Here is an 18,690-nt window from a genome sequence, read left to right as displayed (position 1 = left end):
CGCCGTGCCGGCCAATGGCAGCAGGCTGGGCTGACAGGGCGTCGTCCCCGATGCTCAGGGGTGTCGACGACGACCCGACCCGGGAGCAGCAGCCATGAGCTTCGAGTACCTGATCGACCCCAGCGACGGACCGCGCTGGCAGGGCGTGCTGCCGGGACGGCCCCAGCCCTACGTGCTGCGCCGCGGGGAGGGCGAGCACGCGGTGCTGTTCGGTGACCTGTTCACCGTGCTGCTGTCCGGGGACGAGACGGGCGGCCAGTTCGGCATCGTCACCAGCGAGTCCCCCGCCGGCGACGTCATCCCGACGCACTCCCACGAGTCCACCCACGAGACGTTCTCCGTCCTGGAGGGCGCCGTCCGGTTGTTCTTCGAGGACGCCGAGGGCGTCGCGCAGACCCAGCTGCTGCGCGCCGGCGACTTCGGGTTCGTGCCCGCCGGGTTCACCCACGCCTACCAGGTGGTCGAATCCGCCCGGATGATGGGCGTGCTGTCCGGCGGGTTCGAGCGGTTCTTCCAGCACATGGGCCAGGTCACCGACCACGCCACCACCGACCAGCCGCCGTTCGTCCCCGACCTGCCCCGCATGCAGGCCGCGGCGCAGCAGCACGCCATGCGCTTCCTCCCCGGGCACACCTGGCCCGACGCGGCGCCGCGGTCGTGACGGGCGCTCCCCCACCGGCGCACGCCGCCGCCCTGCCCCCGGCCCGGCTCGCCTCGGGCGGGGTGCGGGTGCTCGCCGGGGTGCCCTACGCGGACCTGCCCGGGGCGCGGCCCCTGGAGCTGGACCTCTGGCTCCCGGCCGACCCCGCGGGCCCGGTGCCGGTCGTCGCCTTCGTGCACGGCGGTGGGTGGCGGTTGGGCAGCCGGCACTCGGTCGGCCCCGCCTACGCCGGTGCCTCCCCCTCCCCCTTCGAGGTCGTCGCGGCCGCCGGCATCGCGGTCGCCTCGGTGGACCACCGGCTGTCCGGTGAGGCGGTGTGGCCGGCGCAGCTGCACGACGTGCGGGCCGCCGTCCGGTGGCTGCGGTCCCGGGCCGACGAGCTCGGTCTGGACGCCGACCGGGTCGCCACCTGGGGCGAGTCCGCCGGCGGTCACCTGGCCTCGATGGTGGGTCTCGCCGGCCCCGACCTGGAGGGCGACGTGGGGGTCACCGGCCCCTCGAGCGCGGTGGGCGCGGTCGTCGCCTGGTACGGCCCCAGCGACGTGGCGACCGTGCCGGCCGACCCGACCGACCCGACCACCCGGGAGGCACAGCTGCTGGGCGCCCCGCCCGCCACGGTGCCCGCACTCGCCGCCCAGGCCAGCCCGCTGACGCACGTCACGCCGGCCGCGCCGCCGTTCCTGCTCCTGCACGGGGACGCCGACCGGCTGGTCCCGCACACCCAGAGCGTGGCCCTGGCACGGGCCCTGGAGGCAGCCGGCGCCCCGGTGGAGCTGCACCTGCTGGCCGGCGCGGACCACATGTGGCTGGGCACCCCCGCCGCAGCCGACGAGGCACTCGCCCGGACCGTGGCGTTCCTGCGCGCCCACCTGCTGCCGGGCACCTGAGCGACCGGACAGCACAGAGCCCGGTCGGACGTCGTCCGGCCGGGCTCTGTGGGTGCTGGCTCCCCCGTCTGGACTCGAACCAGAAACCGTTCGATTAACAGTCGAATGCTCTGCCAATTGAGCTACGGGGGACCGCGTCGTGCGGCAGCCAGACTACCCCAACCCACGGCCGGGCTCCCACGGGGTACCGGGCGTGTCGGGCCGGTAGCGTCGGCGGTTCCCACTCCCCCACACCCCGGAGGTCCTCGTGGCCAAGCTGTCCTTCCTCGCCGGCTTCGGTGCCGGCTACGTGCTGGGTGCCAAGGCCGGCCGCGGCCGGTACGACCAGATCCGGCGTGCCTACGACCACGCCAAGGACGACCCCCGACTGCAGTCCGCGGCTGGCATGGTGCAGGCCTCGGCCGACGCCGCGATCAGCTCGGTGAAGACCCGGCTGGGCAGCGAGCCCGGGCGCCCCTGAGTCAGCGGCTGGCGTCGTCCGAGTCCAGGGCGGCGGCCAGCCGGTCCCGCGCCACCTGACGCGCGGCCGGGTCGTCCCGGTCGGCGTCGTCGTCGAAGACCACGCTCCACTCCCGGGCCTCCTGTCCCGGGACCCGCCGGGCCACCAGCACCACGCCACCGCCGGTGGGCAGCGGGTGCCGCTGGCTGGCGACCACCGTCTGGTCCACCCGCCGGCGCAGCACCGCGGGCAGCTCCCCCGCGTCGGTGAGCACGTGCCGGGTCATCGGCCCGCGCGCCTGGACGCCGGGCTCCACCTCGACCAGCGGGGTGACCGTGAAGGTCCCGCCGGTCTCCGCGGCCGCCCACCGGGCGTGCCCGACCAGGTGCCAGGGCAGCAGGTCCGGTGCACCGTCGTCCGGCCCGGCGGGGACGCCGCGCAGCCCCGCCGACGTGGCCGCCAGCCAGCCGCCACCGGCCCGCTCACCCCAGGCCAGCACGTCCTCCCCGCCCGCGGCGGCCGCCACCTGGTCCGGGGGGCGGCCGAAGCGCTGGGTGAGCCGGCGCAGCGGGTTCACCGGCCCAGGCCGCCCATCGCCCGCTCCCGCAGTGACCGGGCCTCCTGCTCCAGGGCCACGAGCTGGCCGAAGGTGCGGGTGTACTCGTCGGGGGACTCCACCGGGTTCATCCGCTGCAGCTTCCCCTTCACCGCGGCGACCCGGCGGACGGCCGCCATCTCCTGCAACCGCGCGACGACGGCCTGCACGTAACCGCTGTCGACCTCCTCGCCCGGGGCCATCATCGGCTCCACGGCGAGTGCGGTGAGCAGCGCCTGCGCGCTCTCCCGGTCGCAGTGGGCCCGGACGAGGTCCAGCCACGCCATGCCGGTGACCGTCGCGGCCGCAGCGCCACCGGCAGCCGCCACCGCCGCCGCGATCGCCGCGTAGTCCGGGTGCGTCCAGGCCGCCTCCGGGACGGCGTCGAACACCGGCCCGGCGAGCTCCGGGGACTGCAGCGCGGCCTTCACCGCCTCACGCTCGATGAAGAACGCGGCGTCGTCGGCCGAGCGGGAGGGCGCCTTCTGCCGCTTGGGGGCGCGGGTCGGCTGGTCCTCCCCGGTGATCGCCCGCACCTTGGCCAGCACCTCGGCCTCGTCGGTGTTGCCCAGCATCCCGGCCAGCTGCCGGGCGTAGGCCGGGCGCAACGCGTGGTCCTTGATGCCGGCGACCATCGGGGCGGCCTTCTCCAGCGCCTGCACCCGGCCCTCGACGGTGTCCAGGTCGTAGCCGGCCAGCGTCGTCTTCAGCACGAAGGCGATCAGCGGGACCCGGCGGGCGACCAGGTCGCGGACGGCGGCGTCGCCGTGGGCCTGGCGCAGCTCGCAGGGATCCCGGCCCTCCTGCTCGACGGTGACGAAGGTCTGGCCGACGAAGCGCTGGTCCTCGGCGAAGGTCTTCATCGCGGCAGCCTGGCCGGCGGCGTCGCCGTCGAAGCAGTAGACGACCTCCCCGCGGAACTCGTCCTGGTCCATCAGCAGCCGGCGCAGGACGTTGATGTGCTCGGCTCCGAACGCCGTCCCGCAGGAGGCGACGGCGGTGGTCACCCCGGCGATGTGGCAGGCCATCACGTCGGTGTAGCCCTCGACGACGACGGCCTGGTGCCGGCGGGCGATGTCCCGCTTGGCCCGGTCCACGCCGTAGAGCACGGTCGACTTCTTGTACAGCGGCGTCTCGGGGGTGTTGAGGTACTTGGGCCCGGGGTCGTCGTCGGCGAGCTTGCGGGCCCCGAACCCGATGACGTCGCCGGTGATGTCCCGGATGGGCCACAGCAGCCGGCGGTGGAACCGGTCGATGTAGCTGCCCCGACTGGACTGCTTGCTCAACCCGGCGAGCTCGAGCTCCTCCTGGCTGAACCCGGCCTGCCGCAGGTGCTTGGTGAGGGTGTCCCAGCCGGCCGGGGCGAACCCGCAGCCGAAGTCCAGCGCGACCTGCTTGTCGAAGCCGCGCTCGGCCAGGAAGGTGCGGGCGATCGCCGCATCGGGCGTCATCAGCTGGGCGGCGTAGAAGTCCGCGGCCGCGGTGTTGGCCGCGACCAGCCGGGCCCGCTGCCCGGCCGCTGCCCGGTTCGGGGCACCGGTGGGCCGACCACCGTCGTCCTCGTACTGCAGCTGCACCCCGGCCCGACCGGCCAGCAGCTCCACGGCCTCGGAGAAGGACAGGTGGTCGATCTTCTGCACGAAGGAGATGACGTCGCCGCCTTCCCCGCAACCGAAACAGTTCCCGGTGAGGATGTTGTCCTCGAGGGTGAACGCGTGGGTCCCGGGGACCTCCGCGCAGTACACCTCCTCCACACGGTCGGACCACTCCACCGACTGCACGACCCAGTTCTCCCGCTCGTGCGCCTTCGTCCTCGCCAGGTGCCGCTCTCGGTGGTGGGCCAGGAGGAAGAACGAGACGGGCAACCCCTTGGTCATGAAACGGACGTTGAAGACGTCGCTCATGACGCCGTCGATGCCCATGCGGGTCTGCTTGGCGACGCCGAACGTGCCGATGCCCAGCCGGGTGCACAGCACCCGGACGTACTCGAGGTCCTCCTGACGCGCGGAGTTCAGGATGGCGTCGCCGTCCTCGGCGACGCATCCGTCTGCGGCGAAGTACCCGGCCAACCAGCCCAGCAGGTAGGACGCGTCTTCGTCCAGAGCCGGCCGCTCGTCCTTGAAGTAGGCCGGCATGCCGTAGTAACGCGTCCCGCGCTCTTCGGTCCACGAGCGGCAGCCGTCGAAGTACCGGGCCAGCTCGAGGTCCTTCTCGCCGTACAGGACGGCGATGGACCCGGCACCAGCCCGGGTGCCGTCGCCGTAGACGACCCCACGCCCGATGCCGAACGGCGAGGGTCGGGTCGCCGGGTTCAGCACCCGGCTCATCGGGAAGGAGTGCGACAGCCGGTCCCCCGGGCGCAGGTCCCGCGTCAGCTTCTCGCGGCGGTGCTGGCGCAAGGCACCGGACGGGACGAACCAGCGGTGCTCGTCGGTGGCGTGGAGCTCTTTGGTGCGGCCGTTGCGGGTCAGGGTGACCCGCATGAGGCGCTGCACCCCGTAAGCGCTGAAGGGTGCCTCGACCCACCCGCCCGAGCCGTTGAGGACGCGGATGGTCTTGCCGGCGAGCTCACGGATCGGGACGGTCCCGTTCTCGGTGAGCACACCGGTCTCACCGGCCAGGCAGTGGAAGAGGTTCCGCGTCGGGGTGACCTGGAAGGACGGGGACTTCTCGTCGTGGAAGGGGCACAGGCCCTTCAGCGACCCGCCACCGGCGCGCTTGAGCTGCAGGTGCTCACCGACGATCTCGTCGATCTTGCTGCGCTCGCGCACCGTGGCGATGTCGGCGGCGCGGATGCGGCCGCGGCGCTCGCCCACCATCAGCTGCTCCCCCCGGCGATGACGATCGCGCCGGTGGCGGCGGCCATCGTGGAGGTGTTGCGGCGGCTGATCACCACGAGGAGCCACAGCAGGAAGACCTGGTGGTCCAGCGGCACCTGAGGGTCGGCGGTCAGCGTCGGGCGAGGCGACCAGGTGCCCACGGTGCCGGACCCGGCGACCTGCCGCCCCCCGGCCAGCACCCGGTGGGTGCCCTTCCAGTACGAGTCGCTCTCGACGGTGACGACGGTCCCCTCGAGGTCGACCTCCCAGGTGCCCTTCCACATCGACGTCTGCCGGGCACGCACCCGGACGGCGTCGGCGGGCTCGGGCGTCCAACGGCCCACGAGCTCCTGCTTGCGCCGGTCGAAGGTCCACGACCGGTCACCGACCACGGCGACCGCCTGCGTCCGCCAGTTCGACGTCTGCAGCGTGGCCACGACCCGCCCGTCGGCCAGCACCGGGACCACACCCCCGCCGGTCCCGTGCTCTCCGGCCTTGCCCAGTTCGAGCACCGCTCCCCCTCGTCCGGGCGGCCGACCTGCCCGCCCCGACACCATCATCCCGCTGCGGGGGGACGGCGTCACGGCGGTGTCCACCGCACTCAGGCAGCAGCCGCGGCAGCCTGGTTGCGCCGGGTGAACGTGTGCTCGAGCCACAGGAGGAAGACGGCGTGGTGCAGCGGGACGTCGTCGCGCAGGGTGAGGGTGGGCACCGGGTTCCAGAAGCCGATGCGGCCGCTGCTGCCCAGCTGGCTCCCGTCGGCGAGGGTCCAGACCCGGTTGCGCGCCCCGCCCTGGACCTGCACGAGCAGACCCTCCAGGTCCACGTCGTGCCGCGAGGTCCAGAACGAGGTGCGCACGGCGCGCAACCGCGTCGTGCCCTCCGGCTCGGCGGACAGCCGGCCCCCGAGGTAACCGCTCTCCTTGCCGAAGACCCACTCGGAGCCCTCGACCAGGGCCCGCGCGCGCTCCCGCCAGTAGCCGGGCTGCAGGGTGGCGACCACGAGCCCGCCCGCGGCCTCCTTGTCGCCCTCCCCGCCGACGACGACGGCCCGCACCCCGGGTCCCTGACCCCGGTGGCCGGGGGCGGTCAACGTGTAGACGGTCATCCGATGCCCGGGGCGCCGGCGACGCTCTCGCCGGTCGCCCGGTAGAGCAGGTAGGCCGCCGTCTCCCGCACGATGTAGCGGAACTGGGTGGCCCGGGTCTGCACGGCGGGCCCCTGCCGGGTCGGCGAGCTGCTGGCGTCCATGCCGGAGTCCTCGGCCATCCGCTCGGCCCGCATCGCGTGCCACGGGTCGGTCACCAGCACCGCGGTGGACCAGCCGCGCTCGTCGAACGCGGCCGCGACGACCCGCATGCTCTCCAGGGTGTCCACGCCCTCCGGCACGACCAGCAGGCTGTCGGCGGGCATGCCGGCGTCGGCCAGGTAGTCGGCACCGGCCTCGGCCTCGCTGAACACGTCGCCGTCGGCCCGGCCCCCGACGGTCACCACGACCGGGGCGACGCCGTCCTCCCAGAGGGCCAGCGCGTGCTCCAGCCGGGCCTCGAAGATCGAGCTGGGGACGCCGTTGTACTGCGCGGTGCCCAGCACGACGATCGCGTCGGACTCGGGCTGGGCGTCCTGCCGCGCGGTCCACCAGATCGCGGTGGCCGTGGACACGGCCACCAGCGCGGCGGCGAGCACGGCGGCACCGAGCGCGCGTCCCACGAAGCCACCGACCATGGCGTCATGGGTACCAGACGCCCCTGTCAGGACCGGTGCCGCACCGGGCGCCGGCGGGTCAGCTGCCTGCGCAGACCTTGGGGCCGTCCTCGGCCACCAGGGTCAGCTCGGTCTCGGTGACCGCACCGTCGTCGTCCCAGCGGACCGGGACCAGCCGCGCGTCGACACCGTCGAGCTCGGTCTCGGTCGCCGTCCCGACGTCGGGGGTGCCCGCCTGCAGGTAGTCCCCGGCCACCTCGGCGGGCTGCAGGCGCTCCTGCTCGGCGTTGCACAACAGGCCCCACGCCGTCTCGTCGTCCCCGGCGACGAGCGCCCGGGTGAACACGTCGGCGACCTGCTCGACCTGCTCCTCCGGGCTGCCCTGCAGGGCGTTGAGGGAGAAGACCGCGACCAGCGCCACGGCCAGCGTGCCGCCGCCCAGGGCCAGCAGCAGGCCCTTGCGGGGCCGTCCCGCACCAGCGTGCAGCGGCTGCGGGTCGTCGTCGTAGAGGAAGGGGCCCTCGGTGCTCATCCGCCGCTCGTCTCCAGCTCTGCGCCCGCGGGGGGCCGCGGGTCGTCCCGGTCGTCCAGCCAGCCCTCGGGCAGCGCGACCGGGCGGGGCGGCGTCGTCCGGCCGCGGGGGGCGCCGAGGACGGCGAGCGGGTAGGGCTGGTCCTCCACGCCCGCCAGCAGCTCGGCGAGCTCGTCGAGCGAGCTGACCATGGCCAGTGCCCGGCGGGTGTCCGAGCCGACCGAGAAGCCCTTCGTGTACCAGGCGACGTGCTTGCGGAAGTCCGAGCAGCCGTGGGTCTCGCCGTGCTCGGCGGCCAGCAGGGTGGCGTGACGGTGCATGACGGCGGCCACCTCCCGGAAGGTCGGCAGCGCGCGCTGCGTCGACCCGGCGAAGGCGGCGGCCAGGTCGCCGAACAGCCAGGGCCGCCCCAGGCAGCCACGCCCGACGACGACACCCGCGCAGCCGGTCTCGGCCACCATCCGCAGCGCGTCGTCGGCCTCCCAGACGTCGCCGTTGCCCAGCACCGGGATGTCCACGGCCTCGACCAGGCGGGCGATGTGCGTCCAGTCGGCGGTGCCGCTGTAGAGCTGGTCGGCGGTGCGACCGTGCAGGGTGATCGCGGCCGCCCCGGCGTCCTGGGCGATCGCGCCGGCCTCGAGGTAGGTGTGGTGCTGCGGGTCGATGCCCACGCGCGTCTTCACCGTCACCGGCACGTCGCCGGCGGCACGCACGGCCGCCGAGACGACGTCGCCGAACAGCCGTCGGCGCCAGGGCAGTGCCGCTCCCCCGCCCTTGCGGGTCACCTTGGGCACCGGGCAACCGAAGTTCAGGTCGATGTGCGCGGGCCGGGTGCCGGCCACGCACTCGTCGACCAGCAGCTCCACCGCCCGGCCCACGGTCGCCGGGTCCACGCCGTAGAGCTGCACCGAGAACGCGTCGTGCTCCTCGGTGGTGGAGCGCACCATCCGCAGCGTCTTCTCGTTGCGCTCGACCAGCGCGCGGGTGGTGATCATCTCGCAGACGTAGAGCCCGGCCCCGAACTCCCGGCACAGCGTGCGGAAGGCCGGGCCGGTGATCCCGGCCATCGGGGCGAGCACGACGGCGGGGTCCACGGTCAGCGCGCCCAGCCGCAGCGGCGCGAGGGCGCCTGCGGGGCGGGCATCGAGGACGGCGGTCACCGCTCCAGGGTAGGCGGGCCGCTCCGACCCGCCGCCGGCCGTCGTCCACCCGCCCCGGACTCCCGCCGTCCAGGGACGCTGTGCCGCTGCAGGGCGACTGCGTCCCTGGAGGACCGGAGTCTGCCCTCACCCGACGTGGCGCAGGAGCAGATCGAGGAGCGCCTCCTCGTGCCAGCCACGGTCGAGCACGTCGGACCAGGCACCGGCCGAGCAGTCGAGCACCCGGTCGGCCAGGTCGCGCTCGGTGAGCCCGGAGAAGGCGCAGTACTCCTCGAACGAGCGCTACGCGACCAGCACCCGGGCATCCTCGCGCAGGCCGGCCGTCGACCCAGCCGGTCACCCCGGAGGGACCCGGTCACCGGGTGCGGTGACCGGGTCCCTGCCAGGTGACCGGCTGGGCGTGGGTCAGCAGCCGGGCAGGCGCTGGGCCAGGTAGCCGACGACCTGGTCCAGGGCGACGCGCTCCTGGGTCATGGTGTCGCGCTCGCGCACGGTCACCGCGTCGTCCTCGAGGGTGTCGAAGTCGACGGTCAGGCAGAACGGCGTGCCGATCTCGTCCTGCCGGCGGTACCGGCGGCCGATGGCGCCGGCGTCGTCGAACTCGACGTTCCAGTTCTTGCGCAGGGCCGCGGCGAGGTCGCGGGCCTTGGGCGAGAGGTCGGCGTTGCGCGACAGCGGCAGGACGGCGGCCTTGACCGGCGCGAGGCGGGGGTCCAGCGCCAGCAGCGTGCGGGTGTCGACGCCGCCCTTGGCGTTGGGGGCCTCGTCCTCGCGGTAGGCCTCGACCAGGAAGGCCATCAGCGAGCGGGTGAGGCCGGCTGCGGGCTCGATGACGTAGGGCGTCCAGCGCTCGTTCGTCGTCTGGTCGAAGTAGGACAGGTCGGTGCCCGAGTGCTCCGAGTGGGTCTTCAGGTCGAAGTCGGTGCGGTTGGCGATGCCCTCGAGCTCGCCCCACTCCGAGCCCTGGAAGCCGAAGCGGTACTCGATGTCCACGGTGCGCTTGGAGTAGTGCGAGAGCTTCTCGGCCGGGTGCTCGAAGTGCCGCAGGTTGTCCGGGTCGATGCCGAGGTCGGTGTACCAGGCGGTGCGCTGCTCCAGCCAGTACTCGTGCCACTGCTCGTCCTCGCCGGGCTTGACGAAGAACTCCATCTCCATCTGCTCGAACTCCCGGGTGCGGAAGATGAAGTTCCCGGGGGTGATCTCGTTGCGGAAGCTCTTGCCGATCTGGCCGATGCCGAAGGGCGGCTTCTTGCGCGCGGCGCCCATCACGTTGGCGAAGTTCACGAAGATGCCCTGGGCGGTCTCCGGGCGCAGGTAGTGCAGCCCCGACTCGTCCTCGACCGGGCCGAGGTAGGTCTTCAGCATCATGTTGAAGTCGCGCGGTTCGGTCCACGAGCCGGTGACGCCGCAGTTCGGGCAGGTGATGTCGGCCAGGCCGTTCTCCGGGGCGCGGCCCTTCTTCTCCTCGAAGGCCTCCTCGAGGTGGTCGGCGCGGAACCGCTTGTGGCAGTTCTGGCACTCGGTCAGCGGGTCGGTGAAGACCCCGACGTGGCCCGAGGCGACCCAGGTCTGGCGCGGCAGGATGACCGAGGAGTCCAGGCCGACGACGTCGTCCCGGCTCTGCACGACCGTGCGCCACCACTGCTTCTTGATGTTCTCCTTGAGCTCGGTGCCCAGCGGGCCGTAGTCCCAGGCGGAGCGGGTGCCGCCGTAGATCTCACCCGAGGGGAAGACGAAGCCGCGGCGCTTGCAGAGGTTGACCACCTTGTCCAGGCGGGCGGGGTCGGCCTTGCGGGGGGCGTCGGTCTGGGGGTTGTTCTCGGTGGCCACGGGAGGGCTCCATCCGGCTGGCGGTCGGCGGGGGACCCGACGACGGTAGTCGCCCGCGGCTCTCACTCCCCCGTCAGGTAGGCCCCGGGTTCGTCGACGGCGTGCAGCCACACCGGGGCGCCGGCCACCTTGACCTCGGCTGCGGACAGCGCCCGGCGGTAGGCCCCGACGCCCTCCCAGGTGGTAACCAGCGCGTAGAGACCGTCCTCGTCGGCCGCCCGGCCGAAGGCGCCGTCCCGGAACCCCGGTCGCGCGCGCAGCACCGCCAGCAGGGCGTCGGCGTCGGCGACCAGCCCGGCCGCGTCGTCCTCGGACACCCGGAACCTCGTCACCGCGAACACGGCCACCTCCTGTTGACAATGGTTCTCACATGCAGGGATCATGGTGTCATGTCGGTCGCCCCCCTCCCCGCCACCCGGCACACCACCGCCGACGTCGCCGCGGCCAGCGAGCTGCTGTCGGCACTGGCCTCCCCGCTGCGGCTGTCCATCGTGGCGCTGCTCGACGAGCACGGCAGCCGCTGCGTGCACGAGCTCGTCGACGCCCTCGGCGTCCCCCAGCCGCTGGTCTCCCAGCACCTGCGGGTGCTGCGCGGGGCCCGCCTCGTGGTGGGCGACCGCCGGCACCGCGAGGTCCACTACCGGCTGGTCGACAACCACGTCGGGCACATCGTCCGCGACGCCATCGAGCACGCCGCACACGACGACGCCCCCGCCGCGGACACCGTGGGCGAGACCGCGCACGACCAGGACCACACCCACGCCACCGCACCGGCCGGCCCGCGCCGTGCCACCATCGGCTGATGGTCCGCACCACGCGCCAGCGCACCGCCGTCGCGGCGGTCTTCGACGACCTCGAGGGCTTCCACAGCGCCCAGGAGGTGCACGCCAAGCTCCGCGCCAGCGGGGACTCCGTGGGCCTGTCCACCGTGTACCGCGCCGTGCAGGCCCTGGCCGACGACGGCGAGCTGGACTCCATCCGCACCGACTCCGGCGAGGCCCTCTACCGCCGCTGCAGCACCCAGCACCACCACCACCTGGTGTGCCGCGGGTGCGGGCGGACCGTCGAGGTCGCTGGGCCCGCCGTGGAGAACTGGGCCGACCGGGTCGCCGCCGAGCACTGCTTCGCCGACGTCAGCCACACGCTGGAGATCTTCGGCACCTGCGCCGCCTGCCGCGCAGCAGGGTGATCACCGCCGCCCGCCACCCCTAGACTCCCTGCCAGCCGGGCCCCTCCGGCGCGGGAGGGCGGGTCGTGGAGCCAGGCCGGCAGTTCGGTCCCTACCTGATCGAGGGGCTCATCGGCCGCGGCGGGATGGGCGAGGTCTACCGCGCCCAGGACACCGAGCACCAGCGCGTCGTCGCCCTCAAGGTGCTGCCCGAGCACCTGGCCGCCGACCCCGACTACCGCGAGCGGTTCCGCCGCGAGGCGCACGCCGCCGCGCGCCTCGCCGAACCCCACGTCGTCCCGATCCACCGCTACGGCGAGCTGGAGGGCCGGCTCTTCCTGGACATGCGCCTGGTCCGCGGCGCGGACCTCGCCACCGTCCTGGAGCGGGAACGCACCAGCCCCGAGCGGGCGGTCTCCCTGGTCAGCCAGGTCGCCGCCGCCCTGGACGCCGCCCACGACGAGGGCCTGGTGCACCGCGACGTCAAGCCCTCCAACGTGCTGCTCACCGGCACCGGGGACGACGAGTTCGCCTACCTCGTCGACTTCGGCATCGCCCGGTCCACCGCCGACGCGCAGGCCACCGCCCTCACCCAGACCGGCGCCGCGCTGGGCTCCTTCGACTACATGGCCCCCGAGCGCTTCCTGGACGCCCCGGTCGACGCCCGGGCCGACGTCTACGCGTTGGCGTGCGTGTTGCACGAGTGCCTGACCGGCCGGCGTCCCTTCACCGGCACCGGGCTGCCGGCGCTGATGTGGGCACACCTCAACGCCGTCGCCCCGGCGCCGTCGACCCTCGACCCGCGGGTGCCGCCCGCACTGGACGCCGTCGTCGCCCGCGGACTGGCCAAGGACCCCGCCCAGCGGTTCGCCCGGGCCGGTGAGCTGGCCGCAGCGGCCCGGGCGGCGCTGCGGTCCGCCGGCATCCGGCCGGTCCCCGCCGCCCCGGCGCCCGGCCCGCCGGTGCCCCCGCGGGCACAGACCATCGGCTTCACCGGGCCCCCGCACACCCCCGCCCCCTGGCACCCGGTCCCCAGCGGACCCGGCTGGCCGACCGCGCCGCCGCCGACCGCCGTCCCGCCCGCCCGGGGCACGAGCCCGGCGCTGGTGGTGGCCCTGGTGGTGACCGTCGTCGTCGCGCTGCTGGTCGTCGGTGCGGTCGTGCTGACCCGGGGTGGTGGGTCCGGCAGCAGCGCCGACCCCACCCCGACCCCCACCGTCGCCACCACGTCCACCACGGACGCGCCGTCCACGACGTCGGCGGAGCAGACCGGCAGCACCCCGGCCGGGTCCGACGCCGAGGCCGAGCTGCGGGCCGCCCTGCCGGCCGACTTCGACGCCGACTCCTGCACCACCCGCGACCTGCCCGACGACGGCGCGATCGCGGCACTGGACTGTGGCGCCACCGTCTCCGGGGAGGGCCCGGCGTACGCAGCGTTCTACCTCTACCCCGACGAGGGCACCCTCTCCGACGTGTTCGCCGCCGACGTCGGCGGCCTCGGCCTGGACCCGCTGCCCTCCGGCTCGCCCTGCCCCGGGGACGACGGCGCGTACGGCCACCGCGACTGGACCCAGGACGGGGTCCGGGCCGGCGAGGTCGCCTGCACGATCGGGCCCACGGGCGACGCCACGCTGGTCTGGACCCAGCTCGACGCCCGGGCCGAGGGGTTCGCCCAGCTGCCCGACGGCACCGACGACGACCTCGACGCACTGTGGGAGTGGTGGAACGACCCGGCGCTCAGCGACTTCACGGTCTGAGCCGGGGTCCCGGCACGCACCGGTACCGCACCTAGACTCCCCCGGAGCGCCCGGGCACCCGTCCGGTGCGGGGAGGCGGTCGTGGAGTCAGGTCAGTTCGGTGCCTACCGCATCGAGGGGCTGATCGGCCGCGGCGGGATGGGCGAGGTCTACCGCGCCTACGACACCGAGCACCGCCGCACGGTCGCGCTGAAGGTGCTGTCGGCCGGTCTGGCCGGGGATGCCGCGTACCGCGAGCGGTTCCGCCGCGAGGCGCACGCCGCCGCCCGGCTGTCCGAGCCGCACGTCGTGCCGATCCACCGCTACGGCGAGGTCGAGGGCCGGCTGTTCCTGGACATGCGGCTGGTCACCGGGTCCGACCTGGGCGACCTGCTGCACGCCCAGGGCGCGCTGGACCCGGCCCGTTCGGTGTCCATCACCGGCCAGGTGGCGCGCGCGCTGGACGCCGCGCACGCCGAGGGCCTGGTGCACCGGGACGTCAAGCCCTCCAACGTGCTGGTCACCGGGGAGCCCGGCGACGAGTTCGTCTACCTGGTCGACTTCGGCATCGCGTGGTCCTCGGCCAGCACCGAGGGCCCCTCGCTGACCCAGACGGGCTCGGCGCTGGGCTCCTTCGACTACATGGCGCCCGAGCGGTTCACCGAGGCCCCGGTGGACGCCCGCACCGACGTTTACGCGCTGGCCTGCGTGCTCTTCGAGTGCCTCACCGGCCGCCGTCCCTTCACCGGGGAGGGGCTGGCGAAGATGATGTACGCCCACCTCAACACCCCGGCACCACGGGTGTCCTCGGTCCGCGGCGGCCTGCCCCCGGCGCTGGACGACGTGGTGGCCCGCGGACTGGCCAAGTCCCCGGCCGACCGGTGGCCCAGCGCCGGCGCGATGGCGACCGCCGCACGCGCGGCGCTGACCTCGGGCGGGGTCACCCCCCAGCACGAGTCCGCCGTCGCGCCGGGCCCACCCCCGCCGCGGCCCCAGTCCGTGGGCTTCTCCGACCCCGGCCCGCCCGGGGTGTGGGGCGGCCCCGCCCGGCCGGGGACGCCGCTGCCCGACGCCGGCCGGTGGGGCTCGCCGCCGACCGGACCGTCGGCACCGGTGCCCACCTCGCCCGCCACCCCACGCTGGGTGCCCTGGGTGCTGGCCGGGTCCGTGCTCGTGGCCCTCGTCGTCGTCGGCGTCGCGTTCCTGGTCGACCGCGGCTCCTCCGGCGGCACCGCCGCACCCACCTCGACCGCGGCGCCGACGACCTCGGCGGCCGAGGCGGGCCTGCGGGCGGTGCTGCCGGCCGGCGTCGCGGAGTGCAGCTCCGCCGAGCTCACCGACAGCGACCAGACGGCGGCGTTGACCTGCGGTCCCTCACCGGTGCAGCCGGGCCCGCAGAGCGTGGAGGTCCGCAGCTACACCGACGGTGCGGCCGCCGACGACCAGTTCCTGCTGGAGGTCGACCGGCGCGACCTGCCGCCGCTGTCCAGCGACGAGAGCTGCCCGGACGAGACCGGCTACGCCTACTGGTCCAGCGACGGTCAGGTCGCCGGCCGGGTGGGCTGCGCCGTGGCCGGGGGCCGCGACGCGGTGCTCTTCTGGACCTCCAGCGACAACGCCACGCTGACCGTCCTCACCGTGCCCGGCGGCGGGCAGGACGGCCTCGACGACCTCACCGACTGGTGGGAGGACGAGGCCAACAGCCGCTTCGGCTGACCCTCAGGCCGAACCGAAGCGGCGCTGCCGGGAGGCGTACTCCTCGACCGCGGCCCACAGGTGCCGGCGGTCGAAGTCCGGCCACAGGGTGTCCTGGAAGACCAGCTCGGCGTAGGCGGACTGCCACAGCAGGAAGTTGCTGGTGCGGTTCTCCCCCGAGCTGCGCAGGAAGAGGTCCACGTCGGGCATGTCCGGCTCGTCCAGGTACCTGGCCACCGTCTTCTCGGTGACCTTGTCCGGGTTCAGCCGGCCGGCCGCGACCTCGCGGGCGATGGCGGCCGCGGCGTCGGCGATCTCGGCCCGCCCCCCGTAGTTGACGCACATGGTGAGGGTGAGGACGTCGTTGTCCTTCGTCAGCTCCTCGGCGACCTGCAGCTCGTCGATGACGCTGCGCCACAGCCGGGGACGGCGACCGGCCCAGCGGACCCGCACCCCGAGCTCGTGCATCTCGTCGCGGCGGCGGCGGATGACGTCGCGGTTGAAGCCCATCAGGAAGCGCACCTCCTCGGGGCTGCGCTTCCAGTTCTCCGTGGAGAAGGCGTAGGCACTGATCGCCTTGACGCCGATCTCGATGGCGCCCTCGACGCAGTCGAAGAGGCTGGACTCCCCCGCCTCGTGGCCCTTGGTCCGGGGCAGTCCGCGCTGCTTGGCCCACCGGCCGTTGCCGTCCATGACGACGGCGACGTGGTGCGGCACCTTGTCGGCCGGCACGTCCGGCGGCCGGGCACCGGAGGGGTGCGGGTTCGGTGCCCTGACCTCGCGCTTCACTGCGACTCCCTCACGTGCGTTCCACCAGCGGCAGCGAGCGCAGGCCGCGCTCCAGGTGCCACTGCAGGAGGGCGGCGACCAGGCCGCTGCCCTCCCGACGGTTGGTCCCCTGACTGGCCTCGGCCGCAGCCCAGTCCCCGGTCAGCAGGGAGTCCAGCAGCCCGATGGTGACCGGGCTGGGCATCTGGGAGCCGGTGGGCCGGCAGGACGGGCAGACCATCCCGCCGCCGGGGACCGAGAAGTGCCGGTGCGGCCCGGGTTCGGCGCACCGGGCGCAGTCGGCCAGCGCGGGCTCCCAGCCGGCCACCGACATGGCGCGCAGCAGGAAGGCGTCCAGCACCAGACCGGGCGGGTGCGCCCGGTCGGCCAGCGAGCGCAGCGCCCCGATGACCAGCAGGAACATCCGGAGCGAGGGCTCCTTCTCCTCCGCGGTCAGCCGGTCGGCGGTCTCCAGCACGGCGGTGCCGGCGGTGTAGCAGGGGTAGTCCCCCACGATCCGCGGACCGTAGGAGTGCAGCGACTCGGCCTGGCTGACGATGTCCAGGTTCCGGCCGGTGTAGAGCTGCAGGTCGACGTGGCTGAAGGGCTCCAGCCGGGCGCCGAACTTGCTCTTGGTGCGGCGGACGCCCTTGGCCACGGCGCGCACCTTGCCGGTGCGGCGGGTGAGCACGGTGACGATCCGGTCGGCCTCCCCGAGCTTCTGCACCCGGAGGACGACCCCCTCGTCGCGGTAGAGCGCCTGCGGTGTCGTGGACACTCAGTAGCCCAGTCGGTTGAGCTTCTTCGGGTCGTCCTGCCACTCCCCCAGCACGGTCACGTGAAGGTCCAGGTGCACCCGGCCGCCGAGCAGGTGCTCCAGGCCCACCCGCGCCTCGGAGCCGATCGCCTTGATCGTGGTCCCGCCCTTGCCCAGCAGCATCGGCTTCTGGCTGGCCCGCTCGACGTGCAGCAGCACGTGCAGCTCGGTGAACACGGCCTCGGGGTCGCGCGGGTCGGGCTTGCGGATGATCTCCTCGACGCTGACGGCCAGGGAGTGCGGGACCTCCTGGCGCACCTTCTCCAGCGCGGCCTCACGGACCAGCTCGGCGATCTGGCGCTCGACGTCCTCGTCGGTCAGCTGGTCCTCGGGGTACAGCGCGGGGCCCTCGGGGAGCATCCCGATCAGCAGCCCGGCCAGCAGCTCGACCTGGTCACCGGCCACCGCGCTCACCGGGACGATGTCGCGGGCCTCGACGAGCTCAGACGCCGCCACCAGCTGGCTGGTGATCGCCTTCTTGGACGCCACGTCGGTCTTGGTCACCACCAGCACGACCGGGGTGCTGACGTTCTTGAGCTGGCGGGCGATGAAGGCGTCACCGGCGCCGACCGGCTGGTCGGCCGGGATGCAGAACAGGATCACGTCGACGTCGGCCAGGGTGTCCCGCACGACGTCGTTGAGCCGCTGGCCCAGCAGGCTCTTGGGCTTGTGCAGACCGGGGGTGTCGACCAGCACCAACTGCCCCTCGGGGCGGTGCACGACCCCCCGGATGGCGTGCCGGGTGGTCTGCGGGCGGTTGCTGACGATGCCGACCTTGTCGCCCACCAGGGCGTTGGTGAGCGTGGTCTTGCCCGCGTTGGGGCGGCCGACGAGGGCGACGAAGCCACTGCGGTGCGGCGGGGCGGGGGTGCTCACGCGACCAGTCTCCCACCGGCCACCGACGTTCCCCGCCGGTGCGCCGTCCCGGGCCTGGGACGATGGGCACATGGCCCGCCGACAGCGACGAGAGAACGACGAGCCACCCGCGGTCCGGGCCGCCCGGGACCGGGAGCGGCACGTCAGCCAGGTGACCAGCTACGGCTTCCTCGCCCGCCGCGGCCCCAAGCGCTCCACGACCGTGCAGCCGGCCCCGCTGCGCTACTGGCAGTACAACCCGGTGAGCCCGACGGTGGCCGCGCTGGCGGTGGTCGTCGTCGCCGTGTGGCTGGGGGTGCTGGCGCTCATCGACGGCCCGGCCGCCGCCCGGGACGAGGCCCCGCTGGCCGTCGGGCTGGGCCTGCTGGTCCTGGTGCTGGCCACCAGCCGGTTCACCGTGTCCGACCACGGGCTGTCCGGGGACATCGCCGGCATCCGGCAGACCTCCTCGTTCGGGATCGTGCCCCTGGTGCTGGTCGAGGACGTCGCGGTGGCCCCCGCGCCGGCGGACTGGCCGCGGGCCAAGCGGCGCGGCGGCTGGTGGCCCGGGCGCACCCGGGTCGTCGTCCGGCACCTGGGCGGCGACGGGGTCGCCGACAAGGCCTTCAGCGTCTGGGTCCGGGACGCCGACGGGTTCGCCGACGCCCTGGACCGCCCGCTCAGCTGAGCGTCGACACCAGGACGCCGTCGGGCCCGGCCAGGTGGACCGGGGCCGCGGCGGCCAGGTCGCGCACCGCGGCGAGCCCGGCCGGCTCGACCTCGCCGGCCGCACTGACCACGGCGGCGGCCTCCAGGCCCTCCACCCCGCTGCTGACGGCGGCGGCGACGGCGGCCTGCAGGGCCGACAGCCGCATCGAGGGCAACGACACGGTCGCGGCCAGGTACGTGCGGCCGTCGGTGTCCCGCACGGCGGCCCCCTCCGGGGCCCCGGTGCGGCCCCGGGCCGACCGGGCCAGGGTGACCAGCTTGGCGTCCTCGGGCTGCAGGTCGGGTGCGCTCACGG

General features: G+C 74.2%; 21 protein-coding genes and 1 tRNA gene. 8 read left to right on the top strand and 14 right to left on the bottom strand.

Annotated elements, in window-relative coordinates:
• The first annotated feature begins 94 nt into the window (after positions 1 to 94).
• The gene (locus tag ASG41_RS17020; RefSeq protein ID WP_056297610.1) at positions 95 to 661 is read left to right on the top strand and encodes a quercetin 2,3-dioxygenase; all 567 of its coding nucleotides are present in this window, start codon (positions 95 to 97) and stop codon (positions 659 to 661) included.
• Positions 658 to 1,548: an alpha/beta hydrolase gene (locus ASG41_RS17015; RefSeq protein ID WP_082557039.1), complete on the top strand. Its 891-nt coding sequence runs from the start codon at positions 658 to 660 to the stop codon at positions 1,546 to 1,548. The genes ASG41_RS17020 and ASG41_RS17015 overlap by 4 nt, the downstream gene beginning before the upstream one ends.
• Before the next feature lie 56 nt (positions 1,549 to 1,604).
• Here the strand turns inward: ASG41_RS17015 and ASG41_RS17010 are convergent.
• A tRNA-Asn gene (locus ASG41_RS17010) sits at positions 1,605 to 1,680 on the bottom strand.
• 115 nt (positions 1,681 to 1,795) lie between these two features.
• Here ASG41_RS17010 and ASG41_RS17005 point away from each other — a divergent pair.
• Positions 1,796 to 2,008 carry a hypothetical protein gene (locus ASG41_RS17005; protein WP_056297603.1) on the top strand — a complete coding sequence of 71 codons (213 nt, stop codon included), beginning with the start codon at positions 1,796 to 1,798 and terminating at the stop codon, positions 2,006 to 2,008.
• Position 2,009: 1 nt separating this feature from the next.
• On the opposite strand, the gene ASG41_RS17000 is transcribed toward ASG41_RS17005, so the two are convergent.
• The 9 genes from ASG41_RS17000 to ASG41_RS16960 all read right to left on the bottom strand — a co-directional run bounded on the left by ASG41_RS17000 (position 2,010) and on the right by ASG41_RS16960 (position 10,968).
• The gene (locus ASG41_RS17000) at positions 2,010 to 2,564 is read right to left on the bottom strand and encodes a hypothetical protein (protein WP_056297599.1); all 555 of its coding nucleotides are present in this window, start codon (positions 2,562 to 2,564) and stop codon (positions 2,010 to 2,012) included.
• Positions 2,561 to 5,401, bottom strand: coding sequence for a DNA primase (gene dnaG / locus ASG41_RS16995; RefSeq protein ID WP_056297596.1), 2,841 nt, complete (start codon positions 5,399 to 5,401; stop codon positions 2,561 to 2,563). The genes ASG41_RS17000 and dnaG overlap by 4 nt, the downstream gene beginning before the upstream one ends.
• On the bottom strand, positions 5,401 to 5,985 hold the full coding sequence (locus tag ASG41_RS16990) for a hypothetical protein (protein ID WP_235564865.1): 585 nt from the start codon (positions 5,983 to 5,985) through the stop codon (positions 5,401 to 5,403). Before ASG41_RS16990 ends, dnaG begins: the two co-directional genes overlap by 1 nt.
• 17 nt (positions 5,986 to 6,002) lie before the next feature.
• Positions 6,003 to 6,494 carry a hypothetical protein gene (locus ASG41_RS16985; RefSeq protein ID WP_157519476.1) on the bottom strand — a complete coding sequence of 164 codons (492 nt, stop codon included), beginning with the start codon at positions 6,492 to 6,494 and terminating at the stop codon, positions 6,003 to 6,005.
• An 11-nt stretch (positions 6,495 to 6,505) separates the two neighbouring features.
• Positions 6,506 to 7,126 carry a YdcF family protein gene (locus ASG41_RS16980; protein ID WP_056297588.1) on the bottom strand — a complete coding sequence of 207 codons (621 nt, stop codon included), beginning with the start codon at positions 7,124 to 7,126 and terminating at the stop codon, positions 6,506 to 6,508.
• Between the two features lie 58 nt (positions 7,127 to 7,184).
• On the bottom strand, positions 7,185 to 7,637 hold the full coding sequence (locus ASG41_RS16975) for a hypothetical protein (RefSeq protein WP_056297585.1): 453 nt from the start codon (positions 7,635 to 7,637) through the stop codon (positions 7,185 to 7,187).
• Entirely contained in the window at positions 7,634 to 8,797 is a 1,164-nt protein-coding gene (gene dusB / locus ASG41_RS16970) for a tRNA dihydrouridine synthase DusB (protein ID WP_056297582.1), read from the bottom strand. The genes ASG41_RS16975 and dusB overlap by 4 nt, the downstream gene beginning before the upstream one ends.
• 405 nt (positions 8,798 to 9,202) lie before the next feature.
• Positions 9,203 to 10,627, bottom strand: coding sequence for a glycine--tRNA ligase (locus ASG41_RS16965; RefSeq protein ID WP_056297579.1), 1,425 nt, complete (start codon positions 10,625 to 10,627; stop codon positions 9,203 to 9,205).
• A 62-nt stretch (positions 10,628 to 10,689) separates the two neighbouring features.
• The gene (locus tag ASG41_RS16960) at positions 10,690 to 10,968 is read right to left on the bottom strand and encodes an antibiotic biosynthesis monooxygenase (RefSeq protein ID WP_157519475.1); all 279 of its coding nucleotides are present in this window, start codon (positions 10,966 to 10,968) and stop codon (positions 10,690 to 10,692) included.
• 48 nt (positions 10,969 to 11,016) lie between these two features.
• On the opposite strand from ASG41_RS16960, the gene ASG41_RS16955 reads away from it, so the two are divergent.
• The 4 genes from ASG41_RS16955 to ASG41_RS16940 all read left to right on the top strand — a co-directional run bounded on the left by ASG41_RS16955 (position 11,017) and on the right by ASG41_RS16940 (position 15,247).
• Positions 11,017 to 11,430: a metalloregulator ArsR/SmtB family transcription factor gene (locus ASG41_RS16955; protein ID WP_082557037.1), complete on the top strand. Its 414-nt coding sequence runs from the start codon at positions 11,017 to 11,019 to the stop codon at positions 11,428 to 11,430.
• The gene (locus ASG41_RS16950) at positions 11,430 to 11,816 is read left to right on the top strand and encodes a Fur family transcriptional regulator (protein ID WP_056297571.1); all 387 of its coding nucleotides are present in this window, start codon (positions 11,430 to 11,432) and stop codon (positions 11,814 to 11,816) included. The genes ASG41_RS16955 and ASG41_RS16950 overlap by 1 nt, the downstream gene beginning before the upstream one ends.
• Before the next feature lie 65 nt (positions 11,817 to 11,881).
• Complete coding sequence (locus tag ASG41_RS16945; protein ID WP_056297568.1) at positions 11,882 to 13,552, top strand: serine/threonine-protein kinase; 1,671 nt, start codon at positions 11,882 to 11,884, stop codon at positions 13,550 to 13,552.
• 81 nt (positions 13,553 to 13,633) lie between these two features.
• The gene (locus tag ASG41_RS16940; protein ID WP_056297565.1) at positions 13,634 to 15,247 is read left to right on the top strand and encodes a serine/threonine-protein kinase; all 1,614 of its coding nucleotides are present in this window, start codon (positions 13,634 to 13,636) and stop codon (positions 15,245 to 15,247) included.
• Between the two features lie 3 nt (positions 15,248 to 15,250).
• On the opposite strand, the gene ASG41_RS16935 is transcribed toward ASG41_RS16940, so the two are convergent.
• From ASG41_RS16935 to era, 3 genes are read right to left on the bottom strand one after another with little or no spacing between them, the layout of a single operon-like run.
• Positions 15,251 to 16,015 carry an isoprenyl transferase gene (locus tag ASG41_RS16935; RefSeq protein WP_056297563.1) on the bottom strand — a complete coding sequence of 255 codons (765 nt, stop codon included), beginning with the start codon at positions 16,013 to 16,015 and terminating at the stop codon, positions 15,251 to 15,253.
• Between the two features lie 10 nt (positions 16,016 to 16,025).
• A complete protein-coding gene (gene recO / locus ASG41_RS16930; RefSeq protein ID WP_056297560.1) occupies positions 16,026 to 16,772 on the bottom strand; it encodes a DNA repair protein RecO in 747 nt (248 codons plus the stop codon).
• Positions 16,773 to 17,687 (bottom strand): GTPase Era, encoded by a 915-nt coding sequence (gene era / locus ASG41_RS16925; RefSeq protein ID WP_056297555.1) that lies wholly within the window; start codon positions 17,685 to 17,687, stop codon positions 16,773 to 16,775.
• A gap of 70 nt (positions 17,688 to 17,757) precedes the next feature.
• Here era and ASG41_RS16920 point away from each other — a divergent pair, with 70 nt between their 5' ends.
• Positions 17,758 to 18,354, top strand: coding sequence for a hypothetical protein (locus tag ASG41_RS16920; protein ID WP_056297552.1), 597 nt, complete (start codon positions 17,758 to 17,760; stop codon positions 18,352 to 18,354).
• On the opposite strand, the gene ASG41_RS16915 is transcribed toward ASG41_RS16920, so the two are convergent.
• Positions 18,347 to 18,688, bottom strand: a complete 342-nt coding sequence (locus ASG41_RS16915; RefSeq protein ID WP_056297549.1) for a hypothetical protein — start codon at positions 18,686 to 18,688, stop codon at positions 18,347 to 18,349. The two genes, ASG41_RS16920 and ASG41_RS16915, sit on opposite strands and share 8 nt — an antisense overlap.
• Between the last annotated feature and the right edge of the window lie 2 nt (positions 18,689 to 18,690).

This window comes from Modestobacter sp. Leaf380 (assembly GCF_001424485.1).
Taxonomy (GTDB): Bacteria; Actinomycetota; Actinomycetes; order Mycobacteriales; family Geodermatophilaceae; genus Klenkia.
This window is presented reverse-complemented; position numbering and strand designations above follow the sequence as displayed.